Source organism: Flagellimonas olearia, from assembly GCF_009184425.1.
GTDB lineage: Bacteria > Bacteroidota > Bacteroidia > Flavobacteriales > Flavobacteriaceae > Flagellimonas > Flagellimonas olearia.
In genome coordinates this window covers 135,980-150,083 of sequence record NZ_WELG01000002.1, presented here as the reverse complement: position 1 = coordinate 150,083, position 14,104 = coordinate 135,980, and the positions used below count along the sequence as shown (strand labels likewise).

The following is a 14,104-nucleotide window of genomic DNA, read 5'->3' as shown; positions in this document are numbered from 1 at the left end:
CAATAGAATGAAAAACAAGACCGTCTTTGCCCTCCTTTTGGCCGTTTGTGTGATAGGGTTCTGGGTATTTGAAAATTTTTATACCCCGGCCACCTACACGGACCCCAACACCAATGGCGAGAAAACCAATGGGGTCCTTTTGCCAAGCTCAACTACGGGAGAGGTGGTCCATCACCAGTATTTCTCCCTTTCCTATAGCGAGGCCCATGAGCAGGCCGAATGGGTGGCTTATGAACTTAAAAAGGAGCACCTGACCTATGATGACAGAAAACGACCTTATTTTATAGAAGACCCTGAGGTCCGGACCAAGTCGGCCGATTGGAAAAATTACCGGGGGTCTGGATATGACCGTGGACACCTATGCCCAGCAGGGGACAGACGCTTTTCCGAGTATGCGTATAACGAGACTTTTTATACCAGCAATATAAGTCCGCAGGACAGGGATTTTAACGCGGGGGTTTGGAACCGTTTGGAGCAAAAGGTAAGGAGGTGGTGCAAAAAACATGGGGATTTATTTGTGGTCACAGGAGGTGTTTTGGAGCAAGGTCTGGAGGAAATCGGGGAAGAAGATGTGGATGTGCCTCGGGCATTCTATAAAATCGTGTTCAATACAAAGAATGATTCTAGGGGAGTGTTGGCCTTTTTGATTCCCAATAAGGAGAGCAACGCGCCCTTGCATACCTTTTTGGTCCCTATTGATGTATTGGAGGAAAAAACGGGACTGGATTTTTTTGAACAACAACCCAAAACATGGCAAGATGCCCATGAACATCAGATCAATACATCGGGGTGGGACTTTTAAATACCGTCCTTTAAGCGGTTGGAGTCCAATTTCAAAAAGATAAAGAGCAGCATTGTAAAGAAAATGAGCCCGGAACCTCCATAGCTAAAAAAGGGCAGCGGTACACCAATGGTGGGCAACAGTCCGATTACCATGCCAATGTTGATAAAATAGTGGAACACTAAAATGGAAATGACCCCATACCCGTACATGCGGCTAAAATCACTTTTTTGTCGCTCCGCGATATAGATCAATCGTAAAAAGAAAACGGAAAACAACAATATTACGGTTGCAGTTCCCAAAAACCCCCATTCCTCGCCTACGGAACTAAAAATATAATCCGTATGTTGCTCGGGGACAAAATCACCTTTGGTCCGGGTACCTTCCAAAAACCCCTTGCCAAAGAAACCTCCGGATTCAATGGCCTTTTCAGATTGATAGGTGTTGTAGCCAATGGTCTTTCTGATTTCCTCCAGCTTTTTCTCATCCTTTTCCAGACCCAACCATAGCGTGAAACGATCGCGATGGCGCTGTTCAAACACATTTTCGTATACAAAGTTCACCGAAAGGGAAAACAATGTGGATATGATAATGACCCCCAGCACCGGCAGCAATGGAATCTTGAGAGATGCCTTTTTAAATGTAAATACCAATAAGGCGATGACTACCATGCCGATAGTGACCCATACCGTTCCAAACATGAGGGTGGAAACAAAGAGTGCCACGATGAACAGCAAAATACCGAGATAGTAGAGGGGAAACCCTTCACGAAAAAGCACAAAAAAGAAGGCAAAATAAATCAAGGCACTTCCGGGATCGGGTTGGGGCAATATGAGAAAAGCGGGCAGCAATATAATGATCAAGGCATACATTTGGTGTTTGCGGGTCCTGATATCGGTCTGTATATCACTCAAGAATTTGGCCAATGCCAATGCGGTTGCCACCTTTCCCAACTCCGAAGGCTGTAAGTTAAAAAAACCAAGGTTGTACCATGATGTGGCCCCGGCTATGGTCTTTCCAAAAACAAAGAGTCCAGCCAACAGCAATAAGGATACCACATAGAAAATGGAGGAAAAGCGTTCAAAAAAGTTGGATTCCACAAAAAGGACCAAGATTATCCCTAAAAGGGATACCCCGATAAAAAAGAGTTGCTTCCCATAAAGCGTGGAAAAATCAAAAATGGAAGTGCTTTGATCGGTTAAGGAGGTGGAATAAATATTGATCCATCCTATAAAGACCAAAAGGGCATAAAGAATAATGGTGATCCAGTCTATCCTTCCAAAAACCCCTCTACCAAACATATTCGTTTATCTTGAAAGGTTCTCCACTATACGGCTTTGCATATTCGTGTTCCAAGGTCTTTTCCAACATGCGCTTCTCCAAGTCTGTTCTTGTGATTTCGCCTTTGATGTATTTTTCAATAAGAAGCGAAGCAATATGCCCGGCGTAGCGTGCGCCATAATACCCATTTTCAATATATACCGCCAAGGCAATCTGAGGGTTTTCCACAGGGGCAAAGGCCACAAAAACAGAATGGTCCGTAAGCTGCATACGTTCACCATCAATGCGGATGAAATTTTCTACCGTCCCTGTTTTTCCGGCTATTTCAATGTCGGGAATCTGTATCCATCGGGCTGTTCCATATTTGTATACATTGGCCATGCCTTCAATAACAGGATCAAAATATTTCCGATCTATGGTAGTATAATGGGGTTCCGTGTATTTGGGGTCTATGGCTCCCGAATTACCAATGTTTTTGATGACATGGGGAGTATAGAAATAACCGCGGTTGGCAATAGCGGCGGTCATATTGGCCAATTGTAAGGGTGTAGCGGCAATCTCACCCTGCCCTATGGAATTGGAAATGATGGTAGATGCAGCCCATCGGCCATCACCATACCATTTGTCATAATAAGCTTTGTCGGGTATTCGGCCGGGGGCGCCAGTGGGTAAGTCGGTTCCCAGATAGTTGCCCAAACCAAAGCTCTTCATATGTTTTTCCCAGGCATCCATGCCCTCATCCGTGGTGCGATATTTATCGTAGATTTTTCTAAAAACCCCGGCAAAATAGGCATTGCAGGATTGTTGAATTCCTGAATTTAAATCGCGTACCCCGCCACCGCAGTGACAGCCTCGGAGTGTGTTGCCCACATAAAAACCATGGTAACACCGAAATTTGGTCTCAGGTTGTATGACCCCTTCTTGCAATCCAATCAGGGCATTCAAGGTTTTAAATGGGGACCCAGGCGAGGGTTGTGCCAAGATGGAACGGTCCCATGTGGGTTTGGAAATGGTGTCAAAGTGAAGCTTACTGTAGTTTTTGGAACGCTGTCTTCCCACCAAAAGAGCAGGGTCATAGGTGGGACCGGAGATCATGGCCAGGATTTCGCCGGATTTTGGTTCTATGGCAACAATACCACCATGCTTACCGTGCATAAGTCTTTCTCCGTATTCCTGAAGCTTTTTGTCCAAGGTGATATGGATTTCCTTGCCTTGTTCAGGAAGTGTGTCCAGTTTTCCGCTTTTATAAGGGCCGATATCTCGGTTAAAGCGATCTTTCTGAATGTGTTTTACTCCTTTTCGACCCCTTAAAACCTCTTCATATTGTTTCTCAACACCTGTATGTCCTTTTAGTTCTCCAGCCACATAGTTGGGATTATTCTTGAGTTCCCATTCATTTACCTCACTAATGTACCCTAATACATTGGCGGCACTATTGGTGGCGTAATAGCGCAGGGAACGTTTTTGGATATAGAACCCGGCATAATGCCTCATTTTTTCCTGTAATTTGGCATAGTCCTCTTTGGAAAGCTGGGGGACCATTACCGAGGGAAGTCTTGGGGAATAGGTTCTTGCTTTTTCCATTTTATCCAAAAAATCGGCTTTTTCAATACCCAAAAGATCGCAAAATTCCAAAGTGTCCAAAGGAGTTACTTCCCGTGGTATTACCATAACATCATAGGCAGGTTGATTGCCCACCATGAGTTCCCCATTGCGGTCATAGATATATCCCCGTTCGGGATAATCGTAGATTTTTTTGATGGCGGGATCATCCAATATTTGATCGGGAGAAAAACGAAAAAGCTGCAAATAGGAAAGTCTACCTATAAAGGTGAATCCTATTAAGATGACCACGGAAGATAGCAGCAGTTTTTTCATGGACAAAATGGTTTAAGGTCTAAACCTCTATAGTTCAACGTGACATTGTCTTTTTTATTCGCTTGTTGGGCTAAAAAGAGAACTAAAGAGCGTACATAGTACCAAAGTTACAAGACCTGTGGCAAAAACTTTTTTCAAAATTAAAAGGATGTGGGCAAAACTTAAAATTTCCAACGAAAAGAAAACAAGTTGATGGATCAATATCAACAAAGCCATAAAGGTGATGCGCTGGACTTTGGTGGTGTTTTTAAAACTGAAATTTTGAAACTCATAGTTCACTCCAAAACAAAAACGCATTATCACGGGTCTGGCATAGGCAACGGTCAAGGAAGCAATGGCATTCAGGGCCATGGTGTCCGAAAAAATGTCCACCATGAATCCGAGTAAAAAGGAAATAAGCATGAATAAGGTACGGTTTCCCTTGATGGGATACCAATAAAAGAAAATGACATAGACCAAGGGATTGATGCTGTCCATAAAGTTCATGGCATTGAAAATCAATACTTGCGCCAATATCAGCAGTACAAACCGAAGACTATTTAAAAATACGGTGTTATTCATTTAAGGTTCGTGCCTCCAATGCTTTTATTTCTTCCTTGTTTTTGTTCTCTATAAGGTACACATTCTTTATGTTGGCCATATCATTGAACAGCTCAACATCAATATTATAAAAACTCCCTGCCGCGTTAAGATCGTATTTTTTGATGGTGCCAATAGGGATGTTTTTCGGAAATATGCTGGACATGCCGCCGGTGACAATGGTATCGCCAACCACTAATGGGACCAATCGGGGGATATCCACCAATTGGGCAATGGTATAATCCTCAGCGGTCCAGACCAATGACCCAAAATATTCGGAGTGCTTGATCTTGGCATTGATGTTGGATTTGGTATTGAGCACGCTCTGTACCGTGGCGAAATTTGAGGATACGTTTTCAACAATACCTAAAATGCCTTTGGTGGTGATGACTCCCATGTCCTGTTTTATCCCTTGGTTTTCCCCTTTATCAATGGTGATATAGTTTCTTGGGGAGGTAAAACTGTTCTTAATCAGTCGGGCACTGAGAACTTCGTAAGCGGTCAATGTAGAATCCAAGGGCTGTACACTGTCAACTTTCATATTAAACAGCATTTTTCGTAGCTGCTCGTTTTCCCTGACCAGTCTATTATTCTCTTCTCGAAGTCCGAAATAGGATGAAATATCAGCAGCCGAGCCATACACGTTGCCCGTCAACCATTTGGAGGAATTAAAAAATTTGGATTGATGATAGGAATGCGATCTAATGGTGATCACCAATGAAATAAGCAGGAGAAAACCATATAGGAAGGCATTTCTATTGCGTAAAACAAAGTTGATGATCCGTTGCATGCAATCGTATCGTTATGAGAGTTTAAACGCCCTTAAGCGAATTGAAAACCACTATGTCCCGATTATTTGATCAGGATGCTTTTGTAGCGTTCCAAATTTTTCAGTGCTATGCCCGTTCCACGAACCACAGCTCGTAAGGGGTCCTCTGCAATATAGACTGGAAGGTCCGTTTTTTGGGAAAGTCTTCTATCCAATCCTCTTAACATGGAACCACCCCCAGCCAAATAAATACCAGTGTTATAGATATCGGCTGCAAGTTCTGGAGGGGTCTGGGAAAGAGTTTCCATTACCGCATCCTCTACCCGTAGAATACTTTTGTCCAAGGCTTTGGCAATTTCACGATAAGACACCTGCACCTGTTTTGGCTTCCCTGTCAACAAGTCCCGTCCTTGGATGGATTTATCCTCTGGAGGTGATTTGAGGTCCTCAGTGGCCGATCCAATCTCTATTTTAATGGCTTCAGCAGTAGTTTCCCCTACATAAAGGTTGTGTTGGGTACGCATGTAATAAATAATGTCGTTGGTGAACACGTCACCTGCAATTTTCACTGATTTATCACAGACAATACCCCCCAAGGCAATTACCGCGATTTCGGTGGTACCCCCACCAATGTCCACGATCATGTTTCCTTTGGGCTGCATAATATCCAATCCAATACCAATGGCTGCGGCCATGGGCTCATGGATGAGGTATACTTCCTTGCCATTTACCCTTTCCGCAGATTCCCGGACCGCACGCATTTCCACTTCGGTGATTCCGGAAGGGATACAAATGACCATTCGCAACGCTGGCGGAAACCATTTTTTCTTTAGGGCCGGAATGTTTTTGATGAACATATTGATCATCTTTTCCGAAGCATCAAAGTCGGCGATAACCCCGTCCTTCAAAGGCCGTATGGTCTTTATATTTTCATGGGTCTTTCCCTGCATCATGTTGGCCTCGCGCCCCACCGCGATGATTTTTCCGGACACGCGATCCCTTGCCACAATGGAAGGGCTGTCCACCACCACTTTATCCAAGTGGATGATCAGGGTATTTGCAGTACCAAGGTCAATGGCAATTTCCTCGGTCATGAAATCAAAAAATCCCATAAAAAGCGTTTATTTTCGGATTAACGGTAAAAAATTACCGGCTAATGTACTAAAATTAATGTTTAAAATGCCGTGTGCCTGTCATTACCATGGCCATTCCGTTTTCATTGCAATAATCAATGCTCAATTGATCTTTGATGGACCCTCCCGGTTGGATGACACTTTTAATACCTGCCTTGTCCGCAATCTCCACACAATCAGGGAAAGGGAAAAAGGCATCACTGGCCATTACGGCGCCATTTAAATCGAAATTGAACGACCCTGCTTTATGGATGGCTTGGTTCAAAGCGTCCACACGTGAAGTCTGACCTGTTCCACTGGCACACAGTTGTTTGTTCTTGGCCAAAACAATGGTGTTGCTCTTGGTGTGCTTGCACAATTTGGAAGCGAAAATCAAATCTTCGATTTCCTCTGAAGTCGGTTTTTTATCTGTAACAGGATTCAAGTCCTCTTTGGCATCGGTTTTGGAATCTTTGTCCTGAACCAAGAATCCGTTCAAACAAGTGCGGACCAAAGTCTCAGGTAGGTTTACTTGGTTTTGAACAAGGATGATACGGTTCTTTTTTCCTTTTAGGGTTTCCAGGGCTTCATCGGAATAGCTAGGTGCAATGACTACTTCGCAGAACAGGTTGTGGATCTCCGCTGCGGTTTCAGCATCAATTTCAACGTTGGAAATCAAAATCCCGCCAAAAGCAGATACCGGGTCACCGGCCAAGGCATCCACATAAGCTTGTTTGATGGTGCTTCGGGTGGCAAGACCACAGGCATTGTTGTGTTTTAAAATGGCGAAAGTTGGATCGTCGTTTACAAATTCCCCCATCAGGTTCACCGCGGCATCCACATCCAACAAATTGTTATAGGAAAGCTCCTTGCCGTGCAGTTTGGTGAACATGGCATTAAAATCCCCAAAGAAGAATCCTTTTTGGTGGGGGTTTTCGCCATAACGCAACACTTGTCCTTTGGTTTCACTGATTTTAAGTACGGTCTCTTCTTTTTCCGCATTGAAATAGTTGAAAATGGCCGTGTCATAATGCGAGGAAACGTTGAATGCCTTGGCGGCAAATCGCTTCCGGTCTTCCATAGTAGTGGTGCCGTTTCCTTCGGAAATGACGTTGAGGAAGTCTTCGTAATCCTCCATGGAGGAAACACAGAGTACATCCTTGAAATTTTTGGCAGCGGCCCTGATTAGGGAAATACCACCGATATCGATTTTCTCGATAATATCTTGTTCCGAAGCGCCACTGGCCACGGTTTTTTCAAAAGGGTAGAGGTCCACGATGACGATGTCCAATTGGGGAATGTCAAACTCCTGCATTTGGGCCACATCGCTTTCGTTGTCCTGCCTATTTAAAATGCCGCCGAATACTTTGGGGTGCAACGTCTTCACCCGTCCACCTAGAATGGAAGGATAGCTGGTAACATCTTCCACAGGTACCACATCGATACCGAGATTGCGGATAAATGTTTCGGTTCCTCCTGTGGAATAGAGGGTTACGCCGAGTTCATCCAATTTTTTTACGATGGGCTCCAAACCATCTTTATGGAATACGGAAATCAGTGCAGCGGAGGCTTTTTTGGCAGTCTTCATGGGTATCTTAAAAATCAATTTCTTAAGCCCACAAAAGTACTTGTTTTGTTGCTAAAAAGTAGAATGGGTTATCAACAAAATGGAGGAGTTTTACAGAATTCCGGCCACTTTTTTGTTGATGAATTCCAAAAACCGCTCATCCTCTTCGGAAAAGGGGTCGGGGGTATTGGAGTCGATATCGATTTGTCCCACATTTTCCCCATTCACGAACAAGGGGACCACAATTTCCGCTTTAACGGTAATGCTACAGGCAATGTAGTTGTCCTGCGCAGCCACATCGGGGACCACAAAATTCTGGTTGCTCACCGCCACCTGTCCGCAAATGCCCTTGCCAAAAGGGATAATGGTATGGTCCGTGGGTGCACCGGCATAGGGTCCTAATTTCAGCTCTTCCTTGTTGCCGTTTCTGAAGTAAAACCCCACCCAATCGTAATAGGATACTTCGCTGCGTAATAGTTCACAGATTTCACCCAAACGGGTGTCCACGGTTTTCGAATCATCCGTTATGATGGAAAGTACTTTGGGTTGAAGGGTTGCCAACATACATCTATTTTTTGCAAAGGTATGGAATAGGGGATTTGTTCGATATAAAGCAACAAACTTACGGGGCCGTATTTTTAAACTTCTGTTAAACAAAACAATAAATCGCTAAATTTTGTAGTTTTGTAGGGAAATGAAACAGGTTTTTCATCAAATCATGTCGTCTGTAATGGCCCTCTTGGTCTTGGCCTCAACGGTTTCTTGGACCGTGGACAAGCATATTTGTATGGGTAAGGTTCAGGATATTTCCTTTTTTGCCCATGCGGATGATTGTGGTATGGACATGGAGATGGAAAAATCTTGTTGTGATGATGAGTCCTTCACCGTTCAAGGTCAGGATGACCTAAAAATCTCTTTTGATGATTTTAGTGTTGGACAACAGTTGTTTTTAGCAAGCTTCGTCCATTCGTATTTTTACCTTTTCGAAAACAATGTGGAGGAGGTCAGTGCCTTTAGGGACTATGCTCCACCCCCACTGATACAGGACGTTCAAGTGCTGCATCAGACTTTCCTTATTTGATTTTAACGTTGGTTGATTGTACCCGGCCCCTTGTGGTTGGGCGTGCCCTTTTATGCACTTTTTTCTTGATCCAATTGTTTAAATCAAACCTTTATGCTGAACAAGAGCATCAAATTTCTCATAGAGAACAAATTAGTGGCCGTTTTACTCCTAGTCCTATTTGTAGGATGGGGTACGGTGAACGTTCCATTTGACTGGGATACTGGCTTTTTGCCCAAAAACCCCGTTGCGGTGGATGCCATCCCTGATATTGGGGAAAACCAACAGATTGTGTTTACCCAGTGGCCCGGAAGGTCACCTCAAGACATGGAAGATCAGGTCACCTATCCGTTGACCACTTCGTTGTTGGGTATCCCGGGAGTAAAGACCATACGGAGTTCGTCCATGTTCGGACTGTCCAGTATCTACATCATTTTTGAGGAAGATGTGGAATTTTATTGGAGCCGGAGCCGTATTCTGGAAAAACTGAATTCTCTGCCCAATAATCTTTTGCCCAGTGGGGTAAATCCGGCATTGGGCCCGGATGCCACTGCCTTGGGGCAGATTTTTTGGTACACGTTGGAAGGGCGCGATGAAGAAGGTAATGTTACTGGTGGATGGGATTTACAGGAACTGCGGAGCGTTCAAGATTACTATGTAAAGTATGCCCTGTCATCGGCCAGTGGAGTTTCAGAAGTCGCCTCCATTGGTGGTTTTGTACAAGAATACCAAATTGATGTAGATCCAGAATTGCTCAAACAGTACAAGATTGGATTGGATCAAGTGGTGAAGGCCATAAAGCAGAGCAATAGGGATATTGGGGCACAGACCTTGGAAATTAACAAGGCAGAATATTTGGTCCGTGGACTGGGGTACATCAAATCCTTGGAAGATATTAAAAATGCTGTGGTCGCTTCAACGGATTATACCTCCATAAGAGTACAGGATGTGGCCCATGTTTCCTTGGGACCGGCGGTTCGAAGGGGTATTTTGGACAAGGAAGGTGCCGAGGTGGTCGGTGGGGCCGTTGTGGCACGATATGGGGCCAATCCCTTGGAGGTGATCAACAATGTAAAGGAAAAAATTAAAGAGCTCAGTGCCGGATTGCCGTCCAAGGAATTAAAGGACGGTACTACATCGCAGTTGACCATCGTTCCATTTTATGACCGCACGGAACTCATCCAAGAAACCTTGGGCACTTTAAATGAAGCATTGACCTTGGAAATACTGATCACCATTTTGGTGATTGTGGTAATGGTCTTCAACCTGAGGGCTTCGTTATTGATATCGGGATTGCTCCCAGTGGCCGTGCTCATGGTCTTCATTTCCATGAAACTGTTCGGGGTGGATGCCAATATTGTGGCCCTTTCCGGAATTGCCATCGCCATTGGTACCATGGTGGATGTTGGTGTAATCCTTTCCGAAAACATTATCCGGCATCGGGATGAAAACACCCAAAATCTACCCATAAACAATGTGGTCTACAACGCCACATCAGAAGTTTCTGGGGCCATATTAACTGCCGTGCTGACCACAATCATCAGTTTTATCCCGGTATTTACCATGGTAGGGGCAGAAGGGAAGCTGTTCCGCCCATTGGCATTTACCAAGACCATGGCCTTGACCGCTTCGGTAATTGTGGCCCTGTTCCTCATTCCGCCGTTTGCGGCCATCATTTTCAAAAGAAAATCGCAAGGGCCTCTCCTAAAATACATTTGGAACGGAGTACTTGTGGCATTGGGATTGACGGTCATCGTTTTTGGACAATGGCTTGGCCTGACCTTGGTGGCTTTCGGGGTTTTGGGCATTTTAAGGTTGAAAGAGTTGGTATCTGAAAAAGAGGTTACGTGGCTCAATGTGGTCATTTGCATCACTACCATTCTGTTTTTATTGGCGACCTATTGGCGACCCCTTGGTTTTGATAGGAGTATAGCCATTAACCTATTTTTTGTGGGGTTGATTTGTGGGGTATTGTTGGGAGTGTTCTATCTGTTCCGAAAATATTACCATCGGATTTTGTTATGGGCTTTGGAGAACAAACTACTGTTTCTTTCAATTCCCACGGTGATTGTGGTCTTTGGGTTTTTAATCATGCGTAACACAGGTCAAGAGTTTATGCCCTCCCTTAACGAAGGCTCATTTTTGTTGATGCCCACGTCGCTCCCACATGCCGGGGTAGAGGAAAACAAAAGAGTATTGCAGCAGTTGGATATGGCCGTGGCCACCATCCCGGAAATTGAAACCGTAGTGGGGAAATCGGGAAGGACCGAATCGGCCTTGGACCCCGCCCCCCTCTCCATGTATGAAAATGTGATCCAATACCGCTCTGAATACGAGAAAAATGAATCAGGATCACCACAACGTTTTAAGGTAAATGAAGATGGGTATTTTGTGTTGAAGAACGGAAAAGTGGCCGCCAATCCCAATCTTGAAGTTCAGAATGAGACCAACTACGCAAGCTCACATGTAAGCGAACCATTGCGGATTGACAGAAAGCTGTTGACTCCAGATTCGGATGGGGAATATTTTAGGAATTGGCGTCCAGAGATCAAAAGCCCGGATGATATTTGGGATGAAATTGTGAAGGTGACCCGATTGCCCGGAATTACTTCGGCTCCCAAATTACAACCCATTGAAACCCGTTTGGTGATGCTTCAGACCGGGATGCGCGCTCCCATGGGAATCAAGGTCAAGGGGCAGGATTTAAAGGAAATCGAAGCCTTTGGGATGCAGCTGGAGTCCATCCTCAAAGAAGCTGATGGGGTGAAGGACGAGGCTGTCTTCGCCGATCGTATTGTGGGCAAACCCTATTTGCTGATCGATATTGACCGTGAAAAATTGGTGCGATACGGTGTGGTCATTGAAGATGTACAACAAATCTTGGAAGTGGCCATTGGAGGTATGACCTTGACCCAGACCGTCGAAGGAAGGGAACGCTATGGGGTTCGGGTGCGCTATCCCCGGGAACTCAGGGAAAACCCAACGGATATCGGCAATATTTATGTACCGGTTGAAAAGGGCAATCCCGTTCCGTTGAGCGAATTGGTCACCATCAAATACGAACAAGGTCCGCAGGTCATTAAAAGTGAAGATACCTTTTTGGTGGGCTATGTGCTTTTTGATAAGTTGGATGGTTTTGCGGAAGTGGATGTGGTGGAAAATGCCCAAGCCAAGATCTTGGAAAAAATTGATAGCGGTGCGTTGGTAGTACCCAAAGGAATCAGCTATCAGTTCACGGGGACCTATGAAAACCAACTCCGGGCGGAAAAGACATTGTCCGTAGTGGTGCCCTTGGCGCTATTGATCATTTTCCTCATCCTATATTTTCAGTTTCGGTCCGTAGCCACTTCCTTGATGGTGTTCACGGGTATTGCTGTGGCCTTTGCGGGAGGGTTTTTAATGATATGGTTGTATGGGCAGGATTGGTTCTTGAACTTCAGTTTTTTTGGCGAAAATCTACGGGACCTATTCCAAATGCATCCCATTAATCTGAGTGTTGCGGTCTGGGTAGGGTTCATTGCCCTTTTCGGAATTGCCACGGATGACGGAGTGGTCATGGCCACCTATTTAACGCAGACCTTTCGGAAAAATGCCCCTACCTCGTTGGAAGCCATCAGGGAATCAGTTTTGGAAGCGGGGGAGAAGCGTATTAGACCTTGTTTGATGACCACGGCGACCACCATTTTGGCCCTTTTGCCCGTGTTGACCAGTACTGGCAGGGGAAGTGATATTATGATTCCCATGGCCATTCCCAGTTTTGGGGGAATGCTGATCGCCTTGATCACCCTGTTTGTGGTGCCTGTATTGTTCAGTTGGAAAAGCGAGTGGCAACTTAAAATGCAAAATCGATGAAAAAGAATCTCATTTTTATGGCATTTACCCTGTTGACAGTTGGAATGAATGCCCAGACATTGGAACTGTATCTTCAGGAAGCGGAGCAGAACAATCCATTGATCCAGGCTTTGGAACTTCGGTACAACATCGCCAAGGAAAAGGTGGAAGAGGTGAACACCTTACCCAACACGACCATAGGTGCGGGTTATTTTGTGAGCGAACCTGAAACACGGACCGGTCCACAGCGGGCCAAATTTTCAGTATCACAGATGCTGCCCTGGTTTGGAACCATTACGGCCCGTGAAAACTACGCCAGTTCCATGGCCGAGGCCGAGTATGTGGAAATTGTCATAGCCAAACGCAAATTGGCATTGTCCGTAGCCCAATCCTATTACCGATTGTATGCGCTGCAAGCAACACAAGGTAAGCTCGATGAGAATATCGCTTTGCTCAAAACCTATGAACGCTTGGCCCTTACCTCAGTGGAAGTGGGAAAGGCTTCGGCAGTGGATGTGCTTAAACTCCAGATCAGACAGAACGAACTTCAACAACAAAAAGAAGTATTGCAGCAACAATACCTAGCGGAACAGGCCGTGTTCAATAACCTATTGAATCGGGATGAGAGCATTTCGATTGAGGTGGTAGATGAAATGGGTATTCCGGAGGAAGACCCCATTCTTGAAAAGGAAGCATTGACCCTGAACCCGGAACTCCTCAAGTACGACCAATTGTACGAATCCGTGGTGCAATCCGAACTGCTCAACCAAAAGGAGAATGCCCCAAGTCTCGGATTTGGATTGGACTATGTAACCGTTTCGGAACGGCCCGATATGAGCTTTAACGACAATGGCAAGGACATTGTAATGCCCATGGTCACCCTTTCCATTCCCATTTTCAACAATAAGTTCAAGTCTGTGACCAAACAAAACCAAATGCGTCAGCAAGAGATCGAGCTGCAAAAACAAGAACGGTTGAATGTATTGGAAAATACTTTCGCCAAAGCACTTTCGCAACGCAACGAGGCCCGGATTGCCTATACCATCCAGGCTAAAAATCTGGATCAGGCCAAGGATGCCGAGGAAATCCTCATCAAAAATTATGAAACAGGCACCATTGATTTCAATGATGTACTGGACATTCAAGAGTTGCAATTAAAATTTCAACTCAATCAAATACAATCTGTGCAGATGTACTATGTGCAATCTGCCTTGATCAATTATGTAATCAACAAGTAATTTAATTT

11 protein-coding genes are annotated in these 14,104 nt (G+C 44.8%); 4 read left to right on the top strand and 7 right to left on the bottom strand.

Going from position 1 to position 14,104, the window contains the following annotated elements; all coding sequences use genetic code 11:
* Nucleotides 1-7: 7 nt before the first annotated feature.
* The gene (locus tag F8C76_RS10025; protein WP_152131615.1) at nt 8-802 is read left to right on the top strand and encodes a DNA/RNA non-specific endonuclease; all 795 of its coding nucleotides are present in this window, start codon (nt 8-10) and stop codon (nt 800-802) included.
* On the opposite strand, the gene rodA is transcribed toward F8C76_RS10025, so the two are convergent.
* The 7 genes from rodA to F8C76_RS09990 all read right to left on the bottom strand — a co-directional run bounded on the left by rodA (nt 799) and on the right by F8C76_RS09990 (nt 8,531).
* On the bottom strand, nt 799-2,082 hold the full coding sequence (gene rodA, locus F8C76_RS10020; RefSeq protein ID WP_152131614.1) for a rod shape-determining protein RodA: 1,284 nt from the start codon (nt 2,080-2,082) through the stop codon (nt 799-801). The genes F8C76_RS10025 and rodA overlap by 4 nt on opposite strands.
* Nucleotides 2,072-3,940: a peptidoglycan D,D-transpeptidase FtsI family protein gene (locus F8C76_RS10015; protein ID WP_152131613.1), complete on the bottom strand. Its 1,869-nt coding sequence runs from the start codon at nt 3,938-3,940 to the stop codon at nt 2,072-2,074. Before F8C76_RS10015 ends, rodA begins: the two co-directional genes overlap by 11 nt.
* A gap of 54 nt (nt 3,941-3,994) precedes the next feature.
* Complete coding sequence (locus F8C76_RS10010) at nt 3,995-4,501, bottom strand: rod shape-determining protein MreD (protein WP_152131612.1); 507 nt, start codon at nt 4,499-4,501, stop codon at nt 3,995-3,997.
* Complete coding sequence (gene mreC / locus F8C76_RS10005) at nt 4,494-5,309, bottom strand: rod shape-determining protein MreC (RefSeq protein WP_152131611.1); 816 nt, start codon at nt 5,307-5,309, stop codon at nt 4,494-4,496. The genes F8C76_RS10010 and mreC overlap by 8 nt, the downstream gene beginning before the upstream one ends.
* A 62-nt stretch (nt 5,310-5,371) precedes the next feature.
* Nucleotides 5,372-6,400, bottom strand: a complete 1,029-nt coding sequence (locus F8C76_RS10000) for a rod shape-determining protein (protein ID WP_116216229.1) — start codon at nt 6,398-6,400, stop codon at nt 5,372-5,374.
* A gap of 55 nt (nt 6,401-6,455) precedes the next feature.
* Nucleotides 6,456-7,988: a bifunctional phosphoribosylaminoimidazolecarboxamide formyltransferase/IMP cyclohydrolase gene (gene purH / locus F8C76_RS09995; protein WP_152131610.1), complete on the bottom strand. Its 1,533-nt coding sequence runs from the start codon at nt 7,986-7,988 to the stop codon at nt 6,456-6,458.
* 90 nt (nt 7,989-8,078) lie between these two features.
* On the bottom strand, nt 8,079-8,531 hold the full coding sequence (locus tag F8C76_RS09990; protein WP_152131609.1) for an XrtF-associated fRMsr-like GAF protein: 453 nt from the start codon (nt 8,529-8,531) through the stop codon (nt 8,079-8,081).
* 154 nt (nt 8,532-8,685) lie between these two features.
* Here F8C76_RS09990 and F8C76_RS09985 point away from each other — a divergent pair, with 154 nt between their 5' ends.
* The 3 genes from F8C76_RS09985 to F8C76_RS09975 all read left to right on the top strand — a co-directional run bounded on the left by F8C76_RS09985 (nt 8,686) and on the right by F8C76_RS09975 (nt 14,096).
* Nucleotides 8,686-9,048, top strand: coding sequence for an HYC_CC_PP family protein (locus tag F8C76_RS09985; RefSeq protein ID WP_249042395.1), 363 nt, complete (start codon nt 8,686-8,688; stop codon nt 9,046-9,048).
* Nucleotides 9,049-9,141: 93 nt separating this feature from the next.
* A complete protein-coding gene (locus tag F8C76_RS09980; protein WP_152131607.1) occupies nt 9,142-12,879 on the top strand; it encodes an efflux RND transporter permease subunit in 3,738 nt (1,245 codons plus the stop codon).
* Nucleotides 12,876-14,096 carry a TolC family protein gene (locus F8C76_RS09975; RefSeq protein ID WP_152131606.1) on the top strand — a complete coding sequence of 407 codons (1,221 nt, stop codon included), beginning with the start codon at nt 12,876-12,878 and terminating at the stop codon, nt 14,094-14,096. The genes F8C76_RS09980 and F8C76_RS09975 overlap by 4 nt, the downstream gene beginning before the upstream one ends.
* The last annotated feature ends 8 nt before the right edge of the window (nt 14,097-14,104 follow it).